Consider the following 26,431-nt stretch of genomic DNA (forward strand, 5'->3'; position numbering starts at 1 on the left):
TACACATACATCTCCATACAAACCTTCATGTAATATGGTATTCTTATATTTACACAAGAAACTGTATAGTTCATACGTCTAACACATATCATATTCCATCAAAAAAAATATTTTCTTTTAATGTTTTCATACCCATTTCATGACTTAAGTCTAATAAATGCACACTTATACTGAGTCCAATTTCCCATTAAAAAAAAACCAAACCTGAATCAACAAAGTTTGGTTTTGAAGCGAAAAACACACTCTTTAAATAACATAAAACCCATTTAAAACTAATTTTATGTGTTATATAACTGATCCAATTCCATTAAGCGTTCCTTAATCCTGTGCGGAATAATATCAAACAGATTATCCCATGTCATGAACATCTCCGGCTTTAATAGATATTCTTCGAACTCCATGGTAGGTACGAACGCTTTGGTCTTTAGATAACGTTCCACCTGAGCATCAATCTGTTCATTCGTTTCAAAATAACCTTGGAATAACTCATTCACAAGTAGCCCATCACATCCAGCTTCGGCACCTGCTGCACTATACAGGTTTGGCAATAACTCAAATACAACCGGAAGTGGTGAGAAAGCATGTTTGCCAGGCTGCGAGTACAGACATACATGATGTCCAACCACATTGACCCGTTCCTTCAACAATCCACGCAGAACCTTCCCATGAAAGCTCGCTTCACAGTCTACTACCTCTCCGTTATGACCCACATATATCCATACATGCTCCATTTCGTACAGATGTCCAATCTCATAATCCCACCAAATTGCATATTCAATTACATATTGTACTACCTCGGTCGGAAACTTAATGTCCCTTCTGAACGATGGTGAAGGCCCAGATTGATGTAACACAGAAATGCCAACAAAATCCGGATAAAAGGGTTCGTTTCTATCAAACATCAAGATAGGTGCATAACTCATTGCAGTTTCAAGTGTTTTCATTTCTGACATGTTCATTCATGAGTCCTCCGTTTTTGTTGGATGTTCATACTATACTAACAGAGAACGTAACACACTGACTCAGGCATTATGAATTTTTTTCTAATATAATGCCAACCCCTCCATGAACTTCATACAATAATCACATCGACACGTCAAAAAACCTGCAACTGTTATTCTCCAGTTACAGGCTCTGTACTTATATAATGAATAAGGAATTTTGAATTATGATTTCAGCTTATCGGATGGTGACACGGACGTCTTGGAAGGCGAAGTCGATTGATCAGAAACCTGCGTATCACATCCTATTGGAGGGCCCAGAATGGCATCATTTTTAATGGACGCAACGGCTTTGGCATACGCCTCTTCATCCAAACAGTACGCGCGGTGAGCCACTTCCGGCGGTGTAGCTGCCAAGAAATCCGCTCCAAACACAATATCAGGAGTTGGTTGATCAAAGATAGTTAATACATATACATCATCTGTCTCAGCAACAAACCAGTGAAACCAGCCTTTCGGAAATACCACAACCTGACCTGGTTTCAGACGATATGTCAATCGTTCACGCGTAAACGGATTGAAGACTGACGCTGTAACTTCACCGCTGATAACCACGATCATCTCCGTGACATTGGTGTGCCAGTGCGGCTGCACAATGATTCCTTTGCTTAAGTACACATTGAAGAAACCATTCGCAATGGTCGGCAGCTGTTCTCCAAACAACTGGGTTACATAGTTGCGTGAATCCCTCTGATAATTGACCACCGCATTGGAATCGGCAGCTAGCGGAACATTTGGAGCTTGCAAAATCGGATTCATCATACGATCATTTCTCCTCCTTGAGCATACATCTCATTGTTGTACTGTATGCCGGAGAGTAGAAAGATAATACCGATGACCTGTTATACATTCTTTTTCATCCGAAACTGCTGGTTTCTTGTATCTTGTCTTAAGGAGCTAGACTTGGCCAGGGAATCTGCCTCCAGCTGCAATGCCTTGGGGTGATATGCGATCAATCTGCTTCATCTCTTCATCCGTAAGCGAAACTCCTAACGCGCCTAAGTTCTCGTGAACTCTATCCAAATTACGGGTCCCCGGAATCGGAACGATATGTTCTCCCTTTCCAAGTAACCAGGCTAGAGCAAGTTGAGAAACCGTGCATCCTTTTTCCTTAGCCATCTCTTGGATCAATCCAACAACCTCCAGATTTTTCTGAAAATTCTCACCTTGAAAACGCGGATAGTGACGACGATAATCGTCTTCCGGCAAATCATCTATAGATCGGATCTGACCAGTCAGGAAGCCACGTCCCAATGGGCTGTATGGAACCAAGCCAATGTTCAATTCATGCAGGACAGGCATAATCTCATCCTCAAGTTCTCGACTCCACAAGGAATATTCCGTCTGCAACGCTGTAATCGGATGAACAGCATGTGCACGACGAATGATCTCTACCGGCGCCTCGGACAAACCAATATATCGAATCTTCCCCTGTTGAACCAGATCGGCAAGTGTACCTACCGTCTCTTCAATGGGGGTATTCGGATCAGGACGATGTTGATAATAGAGATCGATATAATCCATTCCCAGGTTGTAGAGACTCGCATCTACTGATTTTTTGATGTAGGCTGGATCTCCCTTGGGACCCTGTGTGTGCGTAATACCGAATTTGGTGGCAACAACAACGTCAGATCTTCGGCCCTGAAGCGCACGCCCAAGCAGTTTTTCATTCCCTCCAAATCGCTGTTTTTCATACTCTCCGTACAGATCCGCCGTATCAAACATAGTGACTCCTGCATCCAATGCACCCTGAATGGTATGTACCGATTCGTCATTATCCGGCATCATCATCACACCCAGGCCGAGCCCAGATATACGTAATTTGTCATTGCCTAACGTTCTTGTCTTGAGCATGAGGCTCCCTCTTTTCATATTAAAATAGAAACGATAAATAGCTACGTTGAGCTTAAGTTCATTCTATTTCACTCCCGAGACCCCAACCACACTCCGTGTATGCTAGTAAAGAAATTACTAGTCTATTCAACCTTCTACATGACAACAGGAACATAAATACAGCAATGAATGCCTGATTGGCTGTTCAGATTATTCATGGAATAGATATCGTACGCATGTACAACACCATCTGCCCGATCCGTCGTTTCAAGCAGCACACGATTGACTTGTTTTAATTCGACTTGGTGCAGGTTCCAGATCGTTCGGAAGTCCACACTTTCTTCACTCAATTGTTTCACGATTCTGGCAAATTCGGGGTCACTCGGATACTTATCATAATACGTACGGAAAACAGCTACCGAGTGCCGCGCGAATTCCTCCCAGTTGTGCATACGCTCCCTGAGCGTTGCATCTAAAAATAAAATCCGCATCATTAAACGCTCATTCATATTCATCGACGAGAAGTTAAAGAGGTTCGTATCAGCTGCTTCATTCCAGGCAAGTACCTCAGACCGTTCATTAGTTATAAAGGAAGGATGAGTTAACTGGCCAATAATGCTCTGCCAACCTGGCTCCAGCTGTGAATACGAAGCAAGGAATTCATGTTCCGTATTCGGGTCCCATAAGTCAAACAGATGACTCTTCTCTTCCGGCGTTAACCGGAGCGCGTTCGCTATACTTTGCATTACTTCTCGTGAAGCTGCTAACTCCCTACCTTGTTCAAGCCATGTGTAGTACGTTGCGCTGACACCAGCCAGTACCGCTACTTCTTCCCGCCTTAGCCCCGGTGTTCTTCGCTGTCCATATGATCCTGACAATCCAACTTGTTCCGGTTGAATGCGGCTTCTCCGTGATTTCAAAAACTCACCCAGTTTTTTGTTACGGCTCATACCTGTATCCATAGACATCGTTCCTTTTTATAAAAGTATTCAAGCCTATTCGACTCTATCCCAAAATGGTAGTCTCTGAATGACTTTGATATAATTCATCTATTATTAGTTCTGCAGAATCCTTGGTTTACAAGTAGCTTAGCATCGAATGGTGCAGAACGAAAGGAGCATAACGTGATCCCCAATATTGGAGATGTGTACTGCGTGTACGCCGAAAAATTACAACAATACACCGCCTGCCAGGTAATTAGGCTGAAAGAAATGGAAGGTAAACCTTCCGACACGCTTGCCTCTGTTCTTCAGTTGGATTGGACAGGTGATCAACTGCCTAATGAAATGCAGCTTCATCAGATGAAACCACTGATCTGTAATTTCTATTTCTGGCATGATCGACTTGCCCATAGTTTCGTGAGTGCTAATGTTCCTTCACAGTATGTGCTTGCAGGCAACATCCCTCCTCTCTACACCGAGGAAACGAATACGTATGGTGGAGGCTGGCCAATCGGAGAAAGTCTCTATCTCCAGCGCGAATGGGAACGTATCGATGCGCACCGAAGAGCACAGTTCAAACAAGCCGCGGATGATGACACACAAATCATGGTTGGCGATCGTGTAATGCGAAGCAGTACGAGTACACTCCGTGAATTCAGCCCAAAGTCTGCCGAAGAGGTAGCCGAACTTGCAAAGCTGCCTTGTCTGACACATATTGAAATGGATGGGTACTCGGAATCAATCTTTCCATTTATAGAGGAAAACCCGTTCATTAATGAACTTCATCTCTCTAATCATGGTCAAACAAAACTGGATATCAGCAGGAGTCACCTGACCAACCTTATTGTGGATGTCAGCGGGTTGAAGGAGTTAATTTTGAACTCAAAGATGAAGAGTCTGAATTTCACAGGTGAGCTGTCTCCTGGTATGCATATTGTGGCGCATGAAGACGGTAAATGCATCACTCTCAATGTTCCATCAGGCCTGCCACAGGTTACGGGTATCTCACGACTTGAAGGTCTGTATATCAGAGAGATCACGGAACTCAATCTGGAGCCACTTGTGCAGTATTATCCTGAACTTTCAGAGTTGCGATTTTGGGGTAAACCCGGCAAGGTATCCCATATAGAATCGATTCAGCACTTGGCGAATTTGCAAACATTTACTACATATGACCTGTTCGGCTTCAATGGTGAACAATTCCCTGATCCAGAGCAACTTCCAAAATTGGCTACGCTGTGGCTAACCAGCCTGCCTGCCGATGCAGCCAAATCGATCAAAACAAAATATAAAAAATCCGCTAATTCAGGCCTTGATATCGAGATCACCAAAGCACGCAAACCGGAGTGGCTTGCGGAGAACCTGAACAATCCGTTTCGGGATTGGGATGGGCGTGACCACATCAAGGCAGCTCACGCAAAAAAAGCAGCTCAATTGTACAAGCAGTGCTTAAAGGAAATCCGTCAATTAAGTCAAGTCTCCATCGATCAGGAGTCTCTACACAAACAGCTCGTCTCCATGGTTGAGAACTACACACAGACCTTCAACAAGATGGATGCCAAGGCCGGCTTTATTGAAACTGTTGAGCGGGAAGAAATTTATGTTGTTCTAACGGAGTTACTGAATCAGTTACAGGAGAATTTGGAACTGCGTCAAGATGATTTGATTAAGGTCAATCACGAGGAATTATATGAGGTATTTGATCGTTTGAGGGATTTCTAGTTTACGCAAAAAGGGTCCTGTTATGAATATTGCAGGACCCTTTTTAGTATGAATACGATTTCTTTCACGATATGTCCGCCGGCCTCAAGTGTCATAACTAACCAGATAATGATGAAGTTCCGTGTTATAACAGCCGATACTGTGCTCAATTAATCTGCCTTCTTCGTCGAAGGAGTTACGAAGGCGCTTGAGCAGATGCGTTCCCGGGGGGATTTTCAGTAGTTGGCATACCTCAGGAGCTGCCGGCTCTACAAAGAAACGGTCTTTGAAGCTCTCCAGCAAAATGTCGTTCTCCTCCAGTGAATCATACAGCGATTGGATGTCTGCATTCATTGCTTCCTTGCCTCCGCCGGGCAATGCAGCTGCTGCCAAGAAGTGTATCAGATGAATATAAGGTTGTCCGTTAAGAATATAGAGCCTTTCAATCCGCTGGCAGTACGGCCCGTAGAGACCATATTGCTCCGTTCCGGCATCATTGGTCAGTAACCGGGAATTCAGAACTTTCTTTTCAAGCTTATGGCCCTCTTCTACGAGAAGTTCCGTAAACCGTTTGCCCTTTGAGAGCTTCTGATGAGAGGTATTGCGCATCACTATCGTTCCAACACCGCTTTTCTTCTGCACGTAGCCTTCCTGGGACAGCTCTTGGACCGCACCGCGGACTGTCATTTTACTGACCCCGAATTCCTTTTCGAGCTGTGGTTCGGAGGGAATGATGCTTCCGAGAGGATATACACCATGTAGAATCCGATCTTTGAGAATTTTTTGGATTTGCTGATATAAAGGACCTTGCTTGCGCTTTAGGGACACTCACTGTTCACTACCTTTCAACATCTGAGGTATGGTCCGACAGCGCCCGAAGCACCTCATTCTCGGTAAAAAGCGCTGTATCACCTTGTGTGGTATGGGCCAGCATCGCTGCCGCCACTGCCATATTAACCGTATGTTCCTGTGGATATTGCTGCAATTCCCCATGGATGATGGCGCTGGCAAACACATCGCCGGCACCAATCCGGTCGTACACCGGGAATGTTAGCTTGCGGGAAAATACGAACGTACCTTGATGATAGATATATCCTGTCAAGGAATGCGTATGGTCCGCGTTAATCTCACGGTGGGTTCCTGCTACCGTTCCGATTCCGAAGCGCTGTGCAACTTCAGGAATCGCTTGCTTCATCTGTGTTATTCTATCATATTCTCCGGTTCCAATGCCAAGAATACCCATCGCATCCTTCTCATTCATTAGCACCAGATCTGCCAGCCCCAGCAGTTCCTCATAATGCGGGCGGGCCTTGACATAACCATCCGTTCCCCATAACGCAGGACGGTAATTACAATCAAATACAACCTTGCCCCCAGCACTCTTCATTTCCTCAGCAAGCCGTTTCATCTGCTTGCGCACGCCATCATTCATAGCCAGCGTAATGCCACACAAATGAAGAACGTCGATCCGGGAGGCAAGATCTTTCATATCATAATTGGCCGCATCCGCCGTATTGAAACTGCTGCCCAGCCGGTCTGTGTAAGTGACTCTGCCTGGACGTGCTCCAAAGCCATTCTCCAGAAAATACATCCCAAGGTGTCTACCGCCGTGTCTAATAAGAGAGGTATCCACCCCAAGCTTGCGCAGATAAGCGATAGCCGCTTCGCCCACCGGAGTTTCCGGCAAGGTCGTAATAAGAGCGCCATTATGGCCGTATCTGGCTAATGCTGCCGTTACATTCACCCCGCTGCCGGAAAAAGAATACTCCAGCCTGCTGCTCTGGACCAGCGTTTCGTAGCCCGGAACCTGCAGCCGCATCATCACTTCGCCAAAAGCAGCAACCCTAGGCATACCGATCCACCAACGATTTCATTGTTTCCAGCAGTCTGTGGACATCCTGTACGTTCGTACTCCCGGTCTGTGAATCAATAATTGAAGAATAGACATGTGGTATAACCTGAGGTACACCTGCCTGTAGTGCAATCTCTAGAATGGGTCCAAAGTTATCCAGATCAATTCCGCCAGTGGGCTCCAGAGCAAAATTCGCTTCCCCACAAGCCTTGGCAACCGCACGGTACTCCTCCTCCAAATTCAATCCCTGCATCGGATAATATTTGAGCGCGTTCCCTCCCATGTCACGAACCAGTGCAATCGCGGCATGAACCGGAACAATGGCCTGCGGAGTGGTTACTGAACTAACAGGGCCAGTCGATATATTTACATAGCCTGGCTGCCCGCACGGAGATACCAGGCAGTTAATCCAACTATCTTTAGGTCCCAGATTGGCACGGGTTGCCCCCACTGCCGGGAATACCTGATTGATATGGCTTCCCGGGTAGCTCGCGGCAATCTCGGCCACAACTGCAGCCTGACGGCTGTCTCCAGCCCCAAGTCCGATGGATACGGCTTCTTGAATAGCCTGACCATATTCAGTCATGGCAACTACGGCTTCCTCCGACGTAGCATAATTTTTGGAGAGCACACCCACAAGTACATAACCTTCCGCAGCCTCGTATACATCTCTTGCGTTCCCGATACTTCCTGCCAGTACATTAATTGCCGCCCTATTCTTATACAGACACTGCTGAATATGACTCATTCTGGTTTGCCTCCCACGATTTCATGTATTCTGCTGACGATGACCTGCAAATCATCCCCTTGCAGCGACCTTGGATCAATATCGAAATACCCCTGATTGACGCCATAGTCTCGGGTATATACCGCAATTACACCTTCACGAAGCTGGTCATTCACTTTCTTCGCATCCACCCCAGCAAGAGAGGAATCAATCTGTACACGTCCTCGGAAAATCGATCTGCCGGCTTCATCCTGCACGATGCGGACTGAAACACCAGGAAGTCCACCAAGTGGCTGAAGAGCCTCCAGCGTTTGCTTCTCTCGTTCACTATTGTCCGCTTTGTCCTGGTATTCCTCCAGAGCTTGAAGTAACCCAAAAATGGTCTCTTTGCCAACCTTCATGCTGCGGCCAATCCCGTGCAGCTGTACCTGTAACCACTCCACATATTTCTTTTTGCCGGCGACAATGCCGGAAGTAGGGCCTTCAATAGCTTTTGACCCGCTGAAAATGACCAGATCCGAAAATTGGATATATTTGCGCAGATCCTCTTCCGCTGCCGCATCCACAATCAGCGGCACCCCTCTACGCTGTGCAACCTCCCAAGCCTCTTCCACCGAAATCATGTTTTTCTGAACAGTATGATGCGATTTAACATAAAGAATGGCTGCAGTGTGTTCACCGATCGCCTGATCGATATGCTCCTTGCGGCCTTCATTCGCATATCCGACTTCCACTACCCGGCCGCCACCAAGGAATATCATGGTTTCAACTGGCGCTCCATATTGCACATTATGTCCCTTGAGCATAATAATTTCATTATTCAATATCGGCTCCTGGTGCAGACGAAGGCTTAGACGCGGATCTCCGGCGGTCACAATGGCTGCAACCGACAACGCAATACCGCTGGATGCAGAGTTCACCACAACTGCGCTTTCCGAACCAAGTAACTGTGTAATATATTCTCCGGATTTGTTCACAAGTTCCGCAATTTCCACGTACCGCTGTCCGCCCTGTTTCATCGCATCCATGACTGAATCCGTTGGTGCAGAAACGCCAAGGATGCTCATTCTTCCACTGGCATTAATAACACGCTTCAATCCATATTTAGCCTGTAATGAGTGACCCATTAGCAAAGACTCCTTTAACCTCAATATAGTGTTGCGTGACCCGGACATCTCCTTCCGAGTCCTCAAGTTGCTTTTCTCCTGCTTCCAGGGAAAACAAAGTCAGGTTTGCTGGCTGTCCCACCCTGATCTTCCCGAGCTCCGGCTTACCGAGCCACTCCGCTGGACTTCTTGTAACCGCGCGAATGACCTCTTCCAGACTGTAGCCGAGGTACAGAAATTTCGTCAGCACATTCGCCATACTGTATACCGGACCATTCATACGGTTGCCTCGGTAAATGTCCGTACTGATTGTATTTAGTGCAATGCCTGCAGCCTTGGCCTGTTCTGCAATCCGGAAGGAGAAGCTCGCTGTTCCATGCCCCACATCCAGATGAACTCCCCGAGCAGCCGCATCCAGTAATTCTTGCAGCGGTGTGCCGTCCGGATGAAACAGATTGTTGGACTTTCCGTTAAGGTAATGGGTGATTACATCGCCCGAATGTAGTAACTCCAGCACATCCGAGATCGCGGGCGGAGCAGAACCGATGTGAACCATGAGCGGTAGCTTCGTTTCTTCCGAGAGTGTGCGTGCGAGCTTGAGCGGTTGTATACCGCTGTCTTTGACAACACTTTCGCTGATGCGGGCTTTCAGACCAACAATGAAATCAGGATAAGCCGCTACCGCCTCCAGGACCTTGGCCCGGTCGATCCATTCCAGCTGCGACAGTTCATCCGTCCGTTCGAGCCCGATCCTTGAAATATTCAACAGAGCAAATACTTGTGTAGCAGCCTGTAGTCTTGCGGTATAGAAAGCTCCAATTCGGTCTGCACCGCAGCTTCCGGCATCTACAAGCGTTGTTACCCCCTGCTTCACACCAATTTCGTCGATATCATCGCCATAGGGATCAAGGTCCTGGACGGCATGTACATGCAGATCAATCCACCCACTGGACGCATATAACCCTGAACAATCCAACTCAATTTCTCCTTCAGCCTGGCCTGGCGGTGACATGGCGGTGATGATCCCGTCCTGAATGGCGATATCCATGATCCGCCCGTCAACAAGCTGCAAATTGCGCAGCACATTCTCTGTGCCCACTCATCCCATCTCCTTTTTCAACCCCGGTATACAGGCAAATTTCAAAAATGATTCATGACATGAGATCTGTATTTCCAAATCGTTAAAATAAGCCTGATGAGCTACTTCATTTCAAAGATTATAATGTTATAATGTTTATACTAGCACAAGTGTAATCCAGAAGAGAACAGTGATTTTAATCCGAATATCTTAACATTGGAGGACTGCTTCATGGCAAATTCGGCACTCAAGCCATCCTTGCTCGACAGATTCAGGCTCAGCTGGAATCATTTCAAATCAAGGCTTCTGCTGAAATATGCCTTTTCTTACATTCTCATATTTCTTATCCCTCTGACAGGTGTAACTATTTTTATATATGAAAACGCTGTCAAGGGATTGCGTGTTGAGATTGAACAAGCAAATGTCAATCAGCTTAACCAGGTGAAGAGCACGATAGATAACCGGATGAATGAACTTCAGGAAATAGCGGGGAGAATCGCCTATGACAAACACTTGACACCTTATATGGTACAACATCCCTATTACAGCTTGGAGGCGATTCAGGCGCTGGCCAATTACAAAGCCAGCAGCAGTATTGCAGAGGATCTGCTTCTCTATTTCCATAACGATTCCCACATCTATTCGCACCGCGGTTTGGCTAATCTTGATGTCACCTTTGCTAGCCTCTATCAGTTCGAGCATTGGAGTCTGGAAGATTTGCGGCAGGATTTGAATGAAACCAGGCAGCCCCTGGTCCGTCCCGCTGAGAACGTGAAGGTTAATTCCCGAATGGAGCCGATGCTCGTCATGCTTGTGCCCGTCAAACCTAACGACCCGTTTCCATATGGTACCGTTGTATATTTAATGAAAGAATCCAATCTTACCGGGGTTATGGATTCGATTTTGAGTGATTTTTCGGGAAGTAGCTATATATTCAGTCCCTCCGGAGAGGTGTTGACCGCGAACAGCCATGGCATCAGCCTTCCACAGGACGAAATTGAGAACTTAGCTACACTTGCGCCTGGTATCCATAATTTGAAGATGGACGGAGAACAATACTCCGTTGTTTCTGTTCAATCGGAAGAAAATGGCTGGACCTATGTAACCACCATGCCAAGCTTCCAGTTCTTCAGCCGTGTCGCCCATGTCCAGACTCTGATCCTGATTGTCTTCTGCATTACTGTCATTACCGGTATAGCTGCTGCGCTGCTGCTAGCCAAACGGCAGTACCATCCAATCAGAGATTTGATGGACAAGATGAGAGGCAACGGCGATGATGCTTCCAAGCTCCACAATGAATGGGAATGGATACGACAGACCCTACACAATTACAGTGCGAAAATTGATTTTCAGGAGCCCTTCGTCCGTAATCAGTGCATGCTGCTGTTACTCAAGCAAGGCAAGCCGGATGATCCGGAGATCGAACAAATGATTCTGAACGCCGGATTCCGGCATCCTCAAGGACAAGGCCTCTATTTCTCGGCTATATTGTCTTGGGATGATACTTTGCCTGGCGACAAGTGCTGGCAGGAACGCCTTCTGTTGCAGGATATACTTAGCAATGTATGTCTTCCAGGTACCGGTGCTCAGATCTTCGGCGTAGAATTCTCGGTCAAAGACCAGTTTGCTCTGATAATTTCACTTCCCGGTGATGTGGAGAAGCCGATTCAAAACCAATTGGAAGAGGTAATTGAAGCCATTCTATTGGTAATCCGCGAGCATTCGCAGCTATCTCTGAGTATCGGTGTCGGCACGGCATACGGGGACTTGGCCCGTCTTAATCAATCCTTCATTGAAGCTGCTACAGCTCTGGAGCATCGGATCATCCAACACAGCGGTCAGGTAACTTATTTCGAGCAGCTTGCAGAGCTGAACCCTTCTACTTCCGAGAGCTTCTGGATTCCACGCAAATCCATGCTGAAACTGGAGCAGAGCCTTAAGCAGGGCAACGAATCGGTAACCGTGCAACTGATTACCGAAACCATTCATACGATCAAAAATGAGCCATTACAGGTTCATCTACTGCGCTGCATCTGTTTCGATCTGCTGAACGCTTTTCTACGCACCGCCTCCGAGCTTGGTATGAACGAGGTGTTCGCCAATATGTCAGAACTGACTGCCTTTGAAACACTTGAAGATCTGGAGAGTCGTTTGCTCTGTCTTGCTGCTGACATTTGCGCGCAGGTGGAGCTGAATACGAAGACAAGCGAGTCTACATTAATGGATGATATTCTGGTTTACGTGGATCAACAGTTTGCAGACTACACACTCAGCCTAGAGCATGTGGCACTTAAGTTTGCCATTTCAACTTCTTATTTAAGCCGGAGCTTCAAAGAGAAGACCGGCCGCAATTTCTCACAATATATCTGGCAGCGGCGTGTAGATGAAGTCATGCGGCTGCTGGAGAATACTAGCGCACCGCTCAAAGAAATTATCGAACAGGTCGGTTACATGGATGCGCCAAATTTCATCCGCAAATTCAAAAAAGAAATCGGTTTAACGCCAGGGCAGTATCGCAAGGAACATGCCTCGAGAGGAGCTACTATTAAAAGACCTGTTTAAATTGGCGGAGCTTCCGCACCCTCTGTACTACATTCTTATATTTGAAGATATCGCTTCATTTATGGTTTATTTAGCTACTGCCCTTCCTGGAGGATGTGTTCTACCAACTCACCCAGCGGAACAGTTGCAAGGGCAATCGCCGTATCTGTTACCCCGTAATAGATATAGAGCAGTCCATCTTTGACCACATTTCCGGTTGGGAAGATGACATTTGGAATCTGGAACCCAAATTTCTCATAATACGTCTCTGGCTCCATAATAAAATGATGTGTCCGGGCAATGATTTTCTCGGGCTGCTCCAAATCCAGCAGCATGGCCCCCACACGGTAGACAATGTCTTCATCAACGCCATGATAGAGTACCAGCCAACCCTTGTCCGTACGGATCGGGGGCGTAGAGCCCCCAATCTTACGCGATTCCCAGGAGAGGTTCTGGGCGGTAGCAAGCAGCTTGGGCTCTTCCCAGTTCACGAGATCATCGGAGTAGGTAATCCACATGGCCGCCTTATCCGTACCGTAGGCTTCCCCTACATATTCCTCAGGGCGGCGCAACAGTACGAATTTGCCACCTATTTTCTCAGGGAACAGAATGTTGTCCCGGTCATTAATCTCAAGAGGTGTCGTGTCCGCCACATACTCCCAATCCAGCAGATTATCTGATTTCAAAATGGAGGACCGGGTTAGCCAATGTCCCGCCTCGTCCCCCCACCCATCCGGATATTCCGGAATAGAGCGAAGGGGGACGCCTGCCCCGGTAGGGTAATAACTCATGGCACAGGGACGAAGGGCGTAGTTCAGATAGAAGGTTCCGTCAATTTTGACAATCCGCGGGTCCTGCACACTACCATAAGGGAATCCCAGCATGTCTGGCGTCACAATGGGTTCATCCTTCACGTGGGTAAAGTTCACCCCGTCTTCACTCTCTAGCAGACCCAAATAATTTTTGCATGGAGTTAGGGAACCAGCAGTGCGCTCAATCATATAAAATTTACCGTTATCGATGATGACCGCAGGGTTGAAAACCGTAACCTTACGCCATTCATAGTCGCCCGGGACAACAATGGGATTATTCGGATGTCTCGTGATTTGCATGTCTATTCCTCCTGCATCTGCATGAATATTCAGGGATGCGTTGCAACCTTATATCTCACCTTTTATTTTTACAGCAACTTTCTTCGCATGGACCTGATTAGTTGGATTTCCAACGATCATAGGCAGCCTGATTGATTTCAACCATACGCTCTCCGCCCATTTTTTTGACGGTCGCCACATAATTGTCCCAACCCGTAAGCGGCTCGGCTCCAGTGATGAATTTCGCCTCCATCTGATTCACATATGTCTTCAAATCAGAATTCAGGCCACTGATTTCGGTCTGCTCTTCCACCGTAAGGAACAGTGTGGGATACGGAATCCGTGCGCCTTTATCGAGAAGCTTCTGCTTGGTCTCCTGCTCTACCCAGAGGTCAAAGTCTGTCTTCAGCCCCTTATTAATATCATCCATGGACAGGGTAGGAGCGGGAATGCCGTAGTTAGGTGTCAGCGTTGCCCGATAATCTTCCATTTCCTTACCATCGGGTACCGGCAAGTAACGTTTGACCCGGTTATCTTTGTCAGTGTACTCCCAGAGAGTGCCCTCTGGACCTTTATTGAAGAACATGGCACCTTCATACGAATAGAGATAATCCACCCAGCGCATAGAGGCTTCCGGCGCAGGATTACTCTGCGTGATAGCAAAGGCGCCGCTTGTAATCCCCCTATTCTTTGCAATCGCTGGAGCAGCAACTGATTCACTGTGAACAGGTGCAAACATCGGATCCGCCGTCGAAGGTTCTCCACCTTTGCTCATGTAGGCATGCCAGTCCGAAAAGAGGGCGATTTGATTGTTCTGTGCTTTGGCCTTCTTTTGCTCCGCTGTTTGTGAGAAGCTCTCATGATCCAGCAGATCTTCAGACCACAGGCGGTTCATATAAGTCAAATACTCCTTGTAACCTTCTTCAAGTGGTGTATAATGCACCTTGTCCGCATCATCCACATAAATTTCTTCTTCATAAATGCCGAAGGCACCAAGCAGCCATGTACGGATATCGCGGAGGTTCGCAGCGGGTGTTGTCACCGAGGAAATCGGAATTTCATCGGCTATGCCATTGCCGTTGGGATCTTCCTCTTTCACACGCTTCAGATAGGTATACAACTCCTCTGTCGTTTCAGGGAGTTTATCGATATTCAGCGCCTTTAGAAAGTCCCCGTTATACCACATCGGATTGCGGTACCAGTGCTGGCTAAGTTCTACTACTGGCAAGGAATAGATATGCCCGTCCGGTGCAGTTATCGATTTGCGGACATCCGGATTCTCCTCCAACAGCGCCTTGAAATTCGGAGCATACTTTTCAATCAGACCCTCCAGTGGAATGAGGATACCCTGCTCTCCGTAATTCATCTGCTCTGCAGTTGTCAAACCGGCAGCATAGAGGATATCCGGGTAATCTCCACTGGCGAGCACCAGATTTTTCTTCGTTTCGAAGCTATCCTTCGGTGCGTTCTTGTATTCCAGCTTAATACCGGTCTTCTCTTGCATCTGCTGAAGCACAGCCATGTTCTCCCAGTTCTGAATCCCTACATCTGGCGCCATAAGCGACAAAGTAACGGGTTCGTTAACAATCGGGAAACCTTCATTGTTCACAGCGACTTTTCCGAGATTGTTGTTCGCTTCACCTTCGTTTGAACTGCTGCAGCCTGCCAGTAATGTAATAACTAGAGCCGAAGATAACAGAAGCTTCCATGACTTGCGTGTGGTTGGCATTTATAATTCCTCCCTTGATTTCATCACATTTTAGCTGTTTAACCTTTAACAGAGCCTATCATGACCCCTTGGACAAAATAACGCTGCAGGAACGGATAAATTGCCACGATAGGCAGTGTGGAGACAACAATGACTCCATATTTAATCAGGGATGCCGTTTCTGCCTTATTATTCATGGCGGTGGCCACCTCGCCGTTGATGGAAGAGCCCGTCGTTTCCGCTGTCATTTCCTGAAGAACAAGGATCTGACGCAGAACCATCTGCAGCGGATACTTCGCTTCATCATTTAAATAGATCAGGGACGGGAAGTAGCTGTTCCAGTGGCTGACCCCATAGAACAGGGCCATAACGGCTACAATCGGTGCCGACAGCGGTAGAACAATGCGAATGAACAGCTTTAGATTCGTACAGCCGTCAATATGCGCTGCTTCCTGAAGTTCTTTCGGAATGGTCGTCTGAAAAAAAGTGCGGGCCACGACGATATTCCAGACCGAAGCGGCCACCGGCAGGACCAATGCCCACATGCTGTTCATGAGTCCAAGATTTTTGACCAGCAGATATGTCGGCACGATTCCGCCGCTGAAGAACATCGTGAACAGAATGAGGCCCATGAACAACTGGCGCCCGACAAAATCAGATCTGCTGAGCGCATACGAGGCCGGCAGAGTGACGGCGAGATTGAGCAGAGTGCCCACCACTGTGTAGATAATGGTGTTCCAGTAACCACTCCATATCTTTGGGTTCTCAAACACAAGCTTGTATCCGTCCAGTGTTACATTTTTCGGGAACAACCACATCGCTCCCGAATTGACGTCCTGCGGCGAACTGATTGAAGCGCTGAGAATATAGATGAGCGGATAGAGAACAACCAGCATTGCCAGACCCAGATAAATATAAGTGCTGATCAGAAAAAGCTTGTCCCCCCGAGATTCTTTCATCGCAGTAACCAAAGACTTCAACTCCTTTCTACCAGAGGCTGTTCTCGCTGGTGCGTTTGGCGATCTGGTTGACCGTAACAAGCAAAATAACGTTGACTACCGAGTTGAACAATCCGACAGCTGTTGAGAAGCTATACTGGGCGTTCACCAAACCGGCGCGGTATACATAGGTGGAAATTACATCGGATGCTTCCATATTGAGTGAATTCTGCAGCAGCAGAATCTTCTCGAAACCAAGACCCAGTATATTACCCATATTCAAGATCAGCATGATCGTAATCGTGGGTAATATCGTCGGCAGATTGATATGCAGCACCCGTTTAATTCGGCTTGCTCCATCCATAATGGCTGCTTCATGGAGCTGGGGATCTACGCCTGACAAGGCTGCGAGATAAATAATGGTTCCCCACCCGGTGCTCTGCCAGACGCCGGAAAATACATACACCGTCTTAAACCATGCGGGATCAGTCAGAAACTGTGCTGGTTCAAGACCAATGAATTCGATGAACCGGACAATCATTCCGCTTGAGGGTGATAAAAAGGTAATGATCATACCTGCCATGACAACTACAGAAATGAAATGGGGTGCATAGGTGACCGTCTGGACCGATTTCTTGAAAGGGCCGTTGCGGACTTCATTGAAGGCCAGCGCCAATATGATAGGCAACGGAAATCCGATGGCAAGTTCATAGAAGCTGATACTGAATGTGTTCCAGAGCAGATCCCAGAAAAAATAAGAATTGAAGAACCGTTCAAAATGGTCAAAACCAACCCACTCGCTGCCTGTAATTCCTTTTGAAGGTACGAAATTCTTAAAAGCAATCTGAATGCCGTACATCGGGCCATAATGAAAAACAAGGAAGTACAACAACGCGGGAAGCATGAACAGATAAAGCTCCCAGTTTTTCCAAATTCTCTTGCCAAGGGAGTTCTTCTTCAATGAAGGATTTACGGATACTACTGTGTGACTCTCCTTCACTTTCTCACTCCTTTCTATGTCTTTCATTACCTACGGTTATGTTACTGCTTTGCATTCTTGCTGACTCCATTTTGGTAACGCTTACAATTCGAAGTATAGTGAAACGAAGATGACACGGTAAATATGTAGGTTCTGCATTGTCACGATAGGGTGTGTAAAACCGCGCTACTGCGGTACTTTTCGTTCAGCCCTGATGTGGATGGTTGCAGATGGAGCAAGGCTGTAAATATGTGAATTACGAACCTCCTCCACGTTGCAAAAGAAACATATTGTGATCACCGAGCAAGAATTCAAACGTTTGTTATGAGTAACTGATCAATACTTTGATAAAAAAAGCTGTTGCGGAGGACGTTACGTCACAATCTACAATGAAAAAAATGTGATAAAGGAGTTTTCATGATGTCTGAGACCCATACAAAGGAACATTACAAAATACTGCTGATCGCATTACTAACGCAATCAGCTTTTCTATTTATTGGATTTATTTTTATTGTTTTTTTTAAGTGGGGAGGAATATTACCATTTATAGCTTCCCTATTCATACCAAACGAGATTAGTGTATTATCCGCAATCATCATCGGTCTTATTTTTAGTTTATTTATTACTACGATTGTTCTAATTACATTTATCAAAACAAGAACAGAACTCCCTAAAACCGAAGGGTCAGATATGATTAAAAAAATAATGATTCAACCAAGTGGTATAGCTTTAACGGCGATAGGTGGTATATTTGAAGAATTCTTTTTTAGAGGGGTCCTGATCGGATTATTTATTGGATATTCTTTGTTCCTGGATTGGCTCGTCATTCTAATAAGCACTTTTCTATTTTGGATAATACATGTTCCTCAATATAGAGGAGCTACAGGTGTCCTTATCGTTGTGTTTGTGAATGGTTTGATTTTTGCACTGCTCTTTTATTTTACCGGGTCGTTAATTCCCCCAATCCTTGCGCATGTCATTTATAATATTTCTATTGGAATTATTCTGGCACGAAAATACAAGAACTGATTATTTGAAAAGAGGGACGTTAGATGCAATTAACAGTGAGTAAATTTGCAAAGCTGGCGGGCACAACAGTTCGTACGTTAAGACATTATCGACAACTTGGCATATTGGTTCCCTCACAAAAGAACGAAAATGATCATCATGTATATATAAATGAGGATTTTAAAAGGCTGCATGAAATTCAATTGTTGCAAACTCTAGGACTTTCATTAAACGAGATTAAAGCCGGTTTGGATAATCCGCAATATTCTTTTGATGAAATAATTAAAGTTCAAGAACAATCGCTTAAACATAGGAGAAAAGCTATTGATTGTTCTTTGGCATTAATTAAACGAATAAAATGGTTAAAGGAAAAAGATCAATTCAATGAATTAAACTCAGAATTACTCATGTTACTTATGAACTCGATGCGTGTTGAGGAGGACCAAAAGAAGCTACTTCAAAAGTATGTTTCTACGGATATTATTGAAAAGGTGTTCCCAGAGGATATCTCTAAGCAAACTTACTTGGATGAACAATTATTCAATTTGGTATTGCTTGTCCATCGAGCTACCCTACACGATCTTAAACCAGATCATCCTTCCATACAGCAACAGTTGAAGGATATCATTACAAATACCCAATTAAATCACCTGATTCTCAATGACGAAGAAAAGAATGAAGAACTTTATAAAACGTAAAACCCTATTAGTCGTTGATCCCTAAGCATACCATGGATTTTTTGACAGAGGCATTTGAGGTATTAAATACGAAGAAGAAATCTTCTCTATAGGATCTTGATAACTACTAATACAACTCTGGAAGTCATTGCATCATTCATGAGAAAAACCACTCCTTTCACCCAGCCTAAACATCTCAAGTTTACCGGAAGGCTCTTGGCGGTTCTCGCTACGGATAGGAGGTTTAAACCTAAGAGACGGTTCGACAAACGCAAATGGAACGAAGCAGAAAACACTCTGCTTCGTTCCGTTTAAACAATCGGTATGGCAAGTTTTCCTCCCCTTCATTGAATAGAAAAAACTTCTTTTTTCAACAATTCTTCTGGCGTCTGCCCTATCACATCACTGTGAAAATAATCGCGTATAACACCGTCTTGAAGATAGTTAGCGATCGACACCATAATCATTCCTTGATCCAGTGCCAGATAAGCTTTTGCGAGTTCTCCCGTTTCAACATTGACTGAGTCATAGAACCCATACTTGCCAAACATTTTGAATTTCTTTAAAGCTTTAATATTCTTTCGAACAGCTTCAGGGGCATAATCCAGGGCAAGGAATGTTGCGTGTGCTGTAACCGTTGCTCCATCTTTATAACCTGAGGTCCCTAACGGCGTTGCTGCAAACTCACTGTAACCTGTCGGAGTTGCAGAAGGTGAAAAGCCCCATGCTGCATACCCTTTTTCTTTGGCATATTCGATCTGCAATTCAACATGACGCTGATTGTTCAATCCCAAAGCTTGAGTACCCAGGTCTTTTTCCTTTATAACCATACCGGGCATAAGAGCTTCAAACATACTGCCTCCCCAACTTGGCACGAACTTTTTATCCTTGTATACATAACTTCCTTCAAACACATCCACTCCATCGTACTTAACGGATTTGCCTTGAGGAATCTGAGCTTGCCAATCCCATTCTTGAGGTAATGTGCGATACATCTTCCACCAATGCTCTTGGGGAACATCACCTTTCCCAATGGCAATATAGCTGCCTACACGTGGTTCCGTGTAAAACATTCCATAATGGTGATCCGTCAGTGCGCCTTTAGCCACATCATAGCCTCCGCGGAATTGGCCGACTTCAGGATCATATAACGGAGTATAATTCATATTTTCGACCAACTCGCTTGTTGCCCCATGAAGTTCTTCATAGGCTTGCCCAACAACAATTAAACCAGCGGATAACCAGCCATTATCGACTTGGGATATAAATTGTCCCCAATCTTTCTTCACTGTACCGTCATCTGTGTTATACCAGTTATAAAATAAGCCGTTCCACTTTTCTAACTTTTCTAGGGAATTGATAGTCGTTTGCAGGCGATGTACTGCTTCTTTCTTCGAAATGATACCCAATTGTTGCGCTGAAACGGTGCTCATCATATACATGGCGATGTTCGTGGGCGAGGTACGTTTAGCTTCTTCTGTCCCTTTTTCAGTGAGCCGAACTTCATCGTAAGTCAAGCCAGTGTTCTGATCCGTATAGTCCTCAAAAAATGTATAGGTCTTATATGCAATCGCTTTCAATTCTGCTCGAAATCCAATTAAATTGCTTGAGTCACCTGCTGAGGCCATAGGAGTTAAAGATAAGTTAGCGAACAGACAAAAAGTTAAAATGAAGCTGAATATTTTTGCTTTTTTCATGATGTTCTCCCTTCAAATGGATTCGAAACGTTTCGTGTATATGTTATCATAAATTTCCCATTTCCGTAAACAAGAAAATAAAACGCTTACAAATTCTGATTATCATAAGAATAATATATTAATATAAATTCGAAACGTTTCATTAAGTAAGCCAATCTCAATTTCATTGAAACTGAGTTGCTCTGGTTCAGGATGGGGATGGGTGAGATAATATCAAAGCACATACATGATATTTGTTGCCACGGTTATAACATAATTTGGTATTTTACCATTAAGACTTTATCACACACTATCGTACTTTTTTTCATATGATATTTTTCCTATATTAACATGTTCGTAATAGTAAAGAACCTCTTCCGTATGATCATAGGAAAGAGGTTCATGGAATTCTCGTGCATACTCCATCTAATTCAGGATATCCTCTATAGCTGTAGCTGGATTTAACATGAACTCTTCATATGTAGCTATCGTTCCGTGCTCTTGATGTTCAATGTCTGCATATCCAATCATTTTTTTGCTCGGATTCCAGACTATCAGGATATGTGAATATTGATCGATGTCCGAAGAAATACGCAGTAACTTATGTCTGCCCATTTTCATCTCCACCGTATCGATCAGATGAAAGAATTCTATATATCGGATGCCTGATTCACAATCTTGCAAGTCTATTCTTCGGAGTCCACTAGTTAGAAAATCAATAAGTTGCTGCGGAAGTTTAAATGACTTTAATGCTTGCAATTTGTTGCTCATATCATGAAATTCTTGAGGTTCATGCCCCTTTAGATATTCAGCCATTTCTTCATTTTTCTGACTCACTGCAATTGTGTACGCTCGCTCTCCATCCTTCTCCTGAATGGTCACATCTGCTCCCTGGTCCACCAGATATCGAACCATCTTCATGTTATTAAGTCTTGCAGCTACCGTGAGAGGTGTCGCCTTATACGGGTATACCATATCCGGTTCATTGTAATTGACGTCCAATCCTTGATCCAGCAAGTACTGAATTGTCTTCATATCGTGATCAGCTACCGCTTTGCGCAACGTTTTGCCTCCATATTTACGAATATCCAACCCCAGTTCATTCAGCACGGTTATATTCTTTTTGTTACCATAGTAGGCTTCATCATATGCACTGGATTTGACCCGATTAAGGCCATTTAACTTTGCACCGTGTTGGTACAGGTATCGCACCATTTCTTCTCCACAGTATCTAACTGCCTTCAGGATCGCCGGATTATTTTTGACATTCAGATTAACTCCATGCTCGAACAACAACTTAACCACTTCCAGTTGATTGCAGATTAAGGCAAGGTCTAACGGCGTTAATGCTATGTATTTGCTGAGTGTGATCTCTTCTTCGAGACCCATGCCCTGCTTAATGAATTGTTCTACAGCACCGGTATCTCCCTCATATATTGCCCTAGCTTGATCAGGAAGCGTTTCGAACGATCCTTGATTTCCGATTTTGAACAAAGGTGCACCCTCCTACTACTAATCAATTTTATATTTAGTTGAATTTATGAATGGGATATAATATAAAATAGTATTATTATAACCTATCACTAATTTAAGAGAATTGTCGAATTCTCATATTAGAAATATAAATTTTCATTTAAATATTTTTAAAAAAATACATATTCTAGGAGAATAACTATGACCAAGGATGTTGAAGAATTCTTTCAAGAAAATCTTGATATGTATCCTCATTTCAAAAAAATAAGAGATAGATTGTGGTCAGATGATGGAAAAAGCAGAGTTACAGTAATGGTTGGTGCTGGGTTTAGCTTAAATGCTAAAAAGATTGAAGATTCTTTTAATGGCATGGCCCTCTGGCATGATATTAAAGATGAACTAACTAAAAGTTTGAGCCACAAAGGAGACCTTAGCAATGTAGATGTATTAGAGATAGGTCAGTTATATGTTAAAGAGTACGGTAGAACCAGTCTAGATGAAGCTCTTAAAAATGCTATACCAGATAACAATTACGAACCTGATAGCCTCCATTTTGATTTATTAAAACTACCTTGGAGCGATATTTATACAACTAATTACGATACTCTTTTAGAACGTGCTAAAAGCCATGTACATGAGAGAAATTATCAAACTATCTATGATATAAGTGACATTCCAAATTCAGTTCAACCTCGTATCATTAAGCTTCATGGTAGTTTCCCTGCAAATAGACCTTTTATTTTCACTAAATCGGATTATGATAATTATCCTGTAAAATTTAGTCCATTTGTAAATATGGTTCAGCAGTCAATTATGGAAACAACTTTTGTATTAATAGGTTTTTCAGGAGATGATCCTAACTTTAGTAACTGGACATCATGGGTGTCGGAGAATTTAGGCGAGCACATGCCTAAAGTATACATGCTTGGTTATGATCAAGAGCATCGTGGAGTTGAATTGGAGAAGAAGGGGATAACATTAATCGACTTTACAAGATTATACTCAAGCAGTTCAAATCCTTTTAATGATATGTATACAGATATATTCCGTTTCCTAATGAACGAATCAAAAAAGAAAAAAAATGAATGGCCACATCGTATATTAGATGGAAGTCTTAATAATTTTATTTACAATCGTAAAAATTATCCTGGCTGGGTAGTATTACCGGATAGCATACGAAGATCAAATGCCCTCAAGTTGCATAATCTCAGCAATCATTTTTTCAGTAACTTTAATGAAGACAATATTAGCCAAGAAAAAATAAATTTAATAAATGAATTTCTCTGGTATTTTAACATATTTTCAATACCTCTTGATTTTAATAAACATCGAATTCTCGAAAGTATCATAGGAAATTTTGTCTCATCTAACGATTCAGATATTAACCTAAATGAAATAAAACTTGTTCTCCTTAGAGAAGCTAGATTGGATTTTGATCAAGGTAAGTTCAATCAGTATTTTGATATCTTAAAAGACAGTAAACTGAATTCGGAGCAACGACACCTTCTTCAGTACGAAACCATTCTCAATTTGTTAGCACTAAATAAGGTCAGTGAAGTACTAATTGAATTAAACAATTGGCAGGTCACGGATAATGATTATGAATGGAATATCAAAAAAGCTGTAGTTTATTCTAATATAAAGCAATTGCAAGTTGCAGAAAATTTACTCGAACTCAGTTTATTAAAAATAAAAAAATTATTAACAATTGATAATGAAAATTATAGATTACTATCTCTTGAAAGTGTAGTGCTCCATAATTTAGAACGCATTACTAATAAACGTGGTTACTACTCAAAGAGATTACGTGAAATTAATTCTCATAGCTGCAATTCAAACAGTGAACTTGAAAGAACATGGTTATCTGTTAAAGATTATAATTATGATTTAGGTAACAAAGAGACTTTTGGATTTGATCCCAGAACTAGAAAGTCTAGTTCAAAATTTGGTGATTTTATGAGTCAAGAAATTTTAGACTCTTATGCGGCTTTAATTTTACAGGAAGAACTTGGACTCTACTATATACGTAAAAGATTTGAAATTGCACATAAAAACATTAGCATTATTCTTCCCAACTTCTCACTGACAAAGGGATTATATTATGCAAACAATAAAGATATTGGAGATATTTTCACTAGACAATTTGTTTATTACCTTAAATCTCCTCAGTTAAAAATAATCGAGTCTATACTAATTAATTCCCTTATAGAATCTTCTCCACTAGTTCCAGTTGAACATGCAATAGAGATTTTATCACGTGTATATTTTGCATTCTCTTCAGAAAAACAAATACTTTTTGATGAGATGATTTTCGAGCTAATTGAAAACAAAAAAATTTATAGTATATCTGAGGTTGAGCTTTATTCGAACTTAATTCAAAGATTAACTTTCTCGAAAACATACCATTTAAAGAAAACTTTCTTTGAAAAATTACTAGTGGCTCTTGATAATAATTTCGTTGAAAATAGCTTAAATTATTTCTTCGATCCTTTTCTTATATTTTTATCAATTAATGACTTAACACCAATTAAATTAGAAATAAAAGAGGAAATAAAATCTAATCTACTCGAAAATGCTAATGAAGAGAGCGCACTAATAAGGTTAGTTTTTCTTTATCAAACGCAAAACCTGACAACAGAACAAGAGCATCAACTAGCATTAATTATTAACTCATTGCCCTCTAATCGTTCTTTCGGTTTTAGTAATTTTGTATTTCAAAGTACTTTTGAATTTATTTTTGACTCCATTAATTTAAAACAAAGAGAACCACTTCAGATTATCCAAGATTTTATCATTAATAAAGAGATCCCGAAGTTTACAAATAATGGGGTGATAAGTGACGGTTCAGCATTTGATAATTATTTTAAAGAATTCTCATCAATTATAAATAAAACTTTAGAAAAAAATAAAGAGATCCCAATGGAAATACTCGCGGAATGGCTAAGTAAATTCTTTTATTGGTGGGACTCTCAAAAAGCAATTTTATTAGGAACAGAGAATGAAAGAAATTGGTTAATTCGTTCACCAGATTACTTAATATTATTAGTTCAATATCTCAGTTACACTATTCTGAAAACAATTCCTTTGGATTATTTAGATAGTAAGCTTAAAGAAAAATTAAGCTCCCTTATTAATGAGATATATCACTGTAAAATTTATTGTTTTGTCTACCTTCTTCCACAAGCAAAGAGGCTACATTTAGATTTGAATTTTACAACAAGTTATGCTGATTTAATTTGGAAATTTCCCGATGATTCAATTAAACATGCTCTACGTGCATTACCTAGCTATTTAGAGTTAATTATAGAAGGCCATATTGATGAAGAACCTACTACTCTCTTAAATCAATTATTTGAAATATTAAAATACGGATCACATACAATGAAACTAGCAGCTTGTGATGCTATCCTTCAAACTATAAAATCAAAACCATTGATTTTTTCTAAAGAAGATTGCGTGTTTTTGATTGAATTCTCCAACAATAACATTGATTTTATTATCGAGAACGATGATTTAATCTTGTCTCAAGATGAGTTCGAACTACATGCAAGTATTTCATCTTTAGTCACTCAATTGATTATTATGAAAAGTGAAGACGTTGGTACCGAACTGGATCATTGGAAAGAAATCATTAAAAATCATCGTTTACCGGAGATTAGAATAAACTCTGATCACTTTATTAAAACAAGTTGATCCCATAAAAGCCTACTCTATGCGAGTAGGCTTTTTATATAAGTATTGATTTCTAGCTAATTCTTACCTACTCTCATTGAAAAACTTCGTTCGTAACTAATGTCCCTATTTTAAATCCTGTCACAAATGCCTCACAAGAATTAGTGGAATTAATATTATCTATCATGTCTAATAGTTCCTCCAACTGTTTAAAGTCACCCTCCGAAAGCTTTTTCTGAAATTTTTCGATGTAACCTGTAATCTCCTTATTAATAGATCGATACTCCGAACCTTTAGGAACAATATTCTCTTCTGGTCTCAGATTACCATAATAGATTTCTTCTAATATGCTTTTCATTTCAATCCCTCCCTAATAATCTTTTCACAGTAAAAACTCATTAATTAGCTCGGTTTAATTTTATGCGAAAA

General features: G+C 42.8%; 21 protein-coding genes. 5 read left to right on the top strand and 16 right to left on the bottom strand.

Going from position 1 to position 26,431, the window contains the following annotated elements:
* Positions 1-278: 278 nt before the first annotated feature.
* From F0220_RS18270 to F0220_RS18285, 4 genes are all read right to left on the bottom strand, one after another.
* Positions 279-959 carry a hypothetical protein gene (locus tag F0220_RS18270; RefSeq protein WP_105599288.1) on the bottom strand — a complete coding sequence of 227 codons (681 nt, stop codon included), beginning with the start codon at positions 957-959 and terminating at the stop codon, positions 279-281.
* A gap of 207 nt (positions 960-1,166) precedes the next feature.
* Positions 1,167-1,763, bottom strand: coding sequence for a cupin domain-containing protein (locus F0220_RS18275; protein ID WP_105599289.1), 597 nt, complete (start codon positions 1,761-1,763; stop codon positions 1,167-1,169).
* Between the two features lie 135 nt (positions 1,764-1,898).
* Positions 1,899-2,855 (bottom strand): aldo/keto reductase, encoded by a 957-nt coding sequence (locus F0220_RS18280; protein ID WP_223199726.1) that lies wholly within the window; start codon positions 2,853-2,855, stop codon positions 1,899-1,901.
* A gap of 134 nt (positions 2,856-2,989) precedes the next feature.
* Complete coding sequence (locus F0220_RS18285; RefSeq protein WP_223199727.1) at positions 2,990-3,784, bottom strand: helix-turn-helix transcriptional regulator; 795 nt, start codon at positions 3,782-3,784, stop codon at positions 2,990-2,992.
* Between the two features lie 174 nt (positions 3,785-3,958).
* On the opposite strand from F0220_RS18285, the gene F0220_RS18290 reads away from it, so the two are divergent.
* Complete coding sequence (locus tag F0220_RS18290; RefSeq protein ID WP_105599292.1) at positions 3,959-5,497, top strand: hypothetical protein; 1,539 nt, start codon at positions 3,959-3,961, stop codon at positions 5,495-5,497.
* A gap of 84 nt (positions 5,498-5,581) precedes the next feature.
* Here F0220_RS18290 and F0220_RS18295 read toward each other — a convergent pair whose 3' ends face one another.
* Genes F0220_RS18295 through F0220_RS18315 form a run of 5 tightly spaced genes read right to left on the bottom strand, consistent with a single transcriptional unit; the run spans position 5,582 to position 10,209 of the window.
* Positions 5,582-6,304, bottom strand: a complete 723-nt coding sequence (locus F0220_RS18295) for a GntR family transcriptional regulator (protein WP_105599293.1) — start codon at positions 6,302-6,304, stop codon at positions 5,582-5,584.
* A 10-nt stretch (positions 6,305-6,314) separates the two neighbouring features.
* Entirely contained in the window at positions 6,315-7,328 is a 1,014-nt protein-coding gene (locus F0220_RS18300; RefSeq protein ID WP_091017798.1) for a sugar kinase, read from the bottom strand.
* Positions 7,321-8,076, bottom strand: a complete 756-nt coding sequence (dagF, locus tag F0220_RS18305; protein WP_105599294.1) for a 2-dehydro-3-deoxy-phosphogluconate aldolase — start codon at positions 8,074-8,076, stop codon at positions 7,321-7,323. Before dagF ends, F0220_RS18300 begins: the two co-directional genes overlap by 8 nt.
* A complete protein-coding gene (locus F0220_RS18310; protein WP_105599295.1) occupies positions 8,073-9,182 on the bottom strand; it encodes a DgaE family pyridoxal phosphate-dependent ammonia lyase in 1,110 nt (369 codons plus the stop codon). Before F0220_RS18310 ends, dagF begins: the two co-directional genes overlap by 4 nt.
* Positions 9,160-10,209: an amidohydrolase/deacetylase family metallohydrolase gene (locus F0220_RS18315; protein ID WP_197997680.1), complete on the bottom strand. Its 1,050-nt coding sequence runs from the start codon at positions 10,207-10,209 to the stop codon at positions 9,160-9,162. The genes F0220_RS18310 and F0220_RS18315 overlap by 23 nt, the downstream gene beginning before the upstream one ends.
* Before the next feature lie 261 nt (positions 10,210-10,470).
* Between F0220_RS18315 and F0220_RS18320 the strand changes: the two genes are divergently transcribed.
* On the top strand, positions 10,471-12,801 hold the full coding sequence (locus tag F0220_RS18320; protein ID WP_105599296.1) for a helix-turn-helix domain-containing protein: 2,331 nt from the start codon (positions 10,471-10,473) through the stop codon (positions 12,799-12,801).
* Positions 12,802-12,875: 74 nt separating this feature from the next.
* Here the strand turns inward: F0220_RS18320 and F0220_RS18325 are convergent, their stop codons facing one another.
* The 4 genes from F0220_RS18325 to F0220_RS18340 form a co-directional block, all read right to left on the bottom strand.
* A complete protein-coding gene (locus tag F0220_RS18325; RefSeq protein WP_105599297.1) occupies positions 12,876-13,892 on the bottom strand; it encodes a glycoside hydrolase family 130 protein in 1,017 nt (338 codons plus the stop codon).
* A 97-nt stretch (positions 13,893-13,989) separates the two neighbouring features.
* Positions 13,990-15,600: an extracellular solute-binding protein gene (locus tag F0220_RS18330; protein WP_105599298.1), complete on the bottom strand. Its 1,611-nt coding sequence runs from the start codon at positions 15,598-15,600 to the stop codon at positions 13,990-13,992.
* Between the two features lie 38 nt (positions 15,601-15,638).
* Positions 15,639-16,550, bottom strand: a complete 912-nt coding sequence (locus F0220_RS18335) for a carbohydrate ABC transporter permease (protein WP_091017811.1) — start codon at positions 16,548-16,550, stop codon at positions 15,639-15,641.
* Between the two features lie 16 nt (positions 16,551-16,566).
* Positions 16,567-17,544: an ABC transporter permease gene (locus tag F0220_RS18340; protein ID WP_105599299.1), complete on the bottom strand. Its 978-nt coding sequence runs from the start codon at positions 17,542-17,544 to the stop codon at positions 16,567-16,569.
* 369 nt (positions 17,545-17,913) lie between these two features.
* Here F0220_RS18340 and F0220_RS18345 point away from each other — a divergent pair, with 369 nt between their 5' ends.
* Complete coding sequence (locus F0220_RS18345; protein WP_105599300.1) at positions 17,914-18,525, top strand: CPBP family intramembrane glutamic endopeptidase; 612 nt, start codon at positions 17,914-17,916, stop codon at positions 18,523-18,525.
* A 23-nt stretch (positions 18,526-18,548) separates the two neighbouring features.
* Positions 18,549-19,202, top strand: a complete 654-nt coding sequence (locus tag F0220_RS18350) for a MerR family transcriptional regulator (RefSeq protein WP_105599301.1) — start codon at positions 18,549-18,551, stop codon at positions 19,200-19,202.
* Between the two features lie 323 nt (positions 19,203-19,525).
* Here F0220_RS18350 and F0220_RS18355 read toward each other — a convergent pair whose 3' ends face one another.
* Both F0220_RS18355 and F0220_RS18360 read right to left on the bottom strand, forming a co-directional pair.
* Positions 19,526-20,878: a glucoamylase family protein gene (locus tag F0220_RS18355; protein ID WP_105599302.1), complete on the bottom strand. Its 1,353-nt coding sequence runs from the start codon at positions 20,876-20,878 to the stop codon at positions 19,526-19,528.
* 405 nt (positions 20,879-21,283) lie between these two features.
* Positions 21,284-22,351 carry an ankyrin repeat domain-containing protein gene (locus F0220_RS18360; protein WP_105599303.1) on the bottom strand — a complete coding sequence of 356 codons (1,068 nt, stop codon included), beginning with the start codon at positions 22,349-22,351 and terminating at the stop codon, positions 21,284-21,286.
* Positions 22,352-22,531: 180 nt separating this feature from the next.
* Here F0220_RS18360 and F0220_RS18365 point away from each other — a divergent pair, with 180 nt between their 5' ends.
* Positions 22,532-26,023: an SIR2 family NAD-dependent protein deacylase gene (locus F0220_RS18365; RefSeq protein ID WP_105599304.1), complete on the top strand. Its 3,492-nt coding sequence runs from the start codon at positions 22,532-22,534 to the stop codon at positions 26,021-26,023.
* A gap of 73 nt (positions 26,024-26,096) precedes the next feature.
* Here the strand turns inward: F0220_RS18365 and F0220_RS18370 are convergent, their stop codons facing one another.
* Complete coding sequence (locus tag F0220_RS18370) at positions 26,097-26,360, bottom strand: DUF6809 family protein (RefSeq protein WP_105599305.1); 264 nt, start codon at positions 26,358-26,360, stop codon at positions 26,097-26,099.
* Positions 26,361-26,431 lie beyond the last annotated feature (71 nt).

The sequence above is a fragment of the Paenibacillus sp. 37 genome, from assembly GCF_008386395.1.
Lineage (GTDB): Bacteria > Bacillota > Bacilli > Paenibacillales > Paenibacillaceae > Paenibacillus > Paenibacillus amylolyticus_B.

Excerpts from the sequence above, each read along its gene's own strand:
- F0220_RS18325 (WP_105599297.1), bottom strand. The coding sequence starts at position 13,892 with ATGCAAATCACGAGACATCCGAATAATCCCATTGTTGTCCCGGGCGAC.
- F0220_RS18355 (WP_105599302.1), bottom strand. The coding sequence starts at position 20,878 with ATGAAAAAAGCAAAAATATTCAGCTTCATTTTAACTTTTTGTCTGTTC.
- F0220_RS18370 (WP_105599305.1), bottom strand. The coding sequence starts at position 26,360 with ATGAAAAGCATATTAGAAGAAATCTATTATGGTAATCTGAGACCAGAA.
- F0220_RS18340 (WP_105599299.1), bottom strand. The coding sequence starts at position 17,544 with ATGAAAGACATAGAAAGGAGTGAGAAAGTGAAGGAGAGTCACACAGTA.
- F0220_RS18345 (WP_105599300.1), top strand. The coding sequence starts at position 17,914 with ATGATGTCTGAGACCCATACAAAGGAACATTACAAAATACTGCTGATC.
- F0220_RS18315 (WP_197997680.1), bottom strand. The coding sequence starts at position 10,209 with ATGGATATCGCCATTCAGGACGGGATCATCACCGCCATGTCACCGCCA.
- F0220_RS18270 (WP_105599288.1), bottom strand. The coding sequence starts at position 959 with ATGAACATGTCAGAAATGAAAACACTTGAAACTGCAATGAGTTATGCA.
- F0220_RS18330 (WP_105599298.1), bottom strand. The coding sequence starts at position 15,600 with ATGCCAACCACACGCAAGTCATGGAAGCTTCTGTTATCTTCGGCTCTA.
- dagF (WP_105599294.1), bottom strand. The coding sequence starts at position 8,076 with ATGAGTCATATTCAGCAGTGTCTGTATAAGAATAGGGCGGCAATTAAT.
- F0220_RS18280 (WP_223199726.1), bottom strand. The coding sequence starts at position 2,855 with ATGCTCAAGACAAGAACGTTAGGCAATGACAAATTACGTATATCTGGG.
- F0220_RS18310 (WP_105599295.1), bottom strand. The coding sequence starts at position 9,182 with ATGGGTCACTCATTACAGGCTAAATATGGATTGAAGCGTGTTATTAAT.
- F0220_RS18365 (WP_105599304.1), top strand. The coding sequence starts at position 22,532 with ATGACCAAGGATGTTGAAGAATTCTTTCAAGAAAATCTTGATATGTAT.
- F0220_RS18320 (WP_105599296.1), top strand. The coding sequence starts at position 10,471 with ATGGCAAATTCGGCACTCAAGCCATCCTTGCTCGACAGATTCAGGCTC.
- F0220_RS18300 (WP_091017798.1), bottom strand. The coding sequence starts at position 7,328 with ATGCCTAGGGTTGCTGCTTTTGGCGAAGTGATGATGCGGCTGCAGGTT.
- F0220_RS18350 (WP_105599301.1), top strand. The coding sequence starts at position 18,549 with ATGCAATTAACAGTGAGTAAATTTGCAAAGCTGGCGGGCACAACAGTT.
- F0220_RS18285 (WP_223199727.1), bottom strand. The coding sequence starts at position 3,784 with ATGAGCCGTAACAAAAAACTGGGTGAGTTTTTGAAATCACGGAGAAGC.
- F0220_RS18275 (WP_105599289.1), bottom strand. The coding sequence starts at position 1,763 with ATGATGAATCCGATTTTGCAAGCTCCAAATGTTCCGCTAGCTGCCGAT.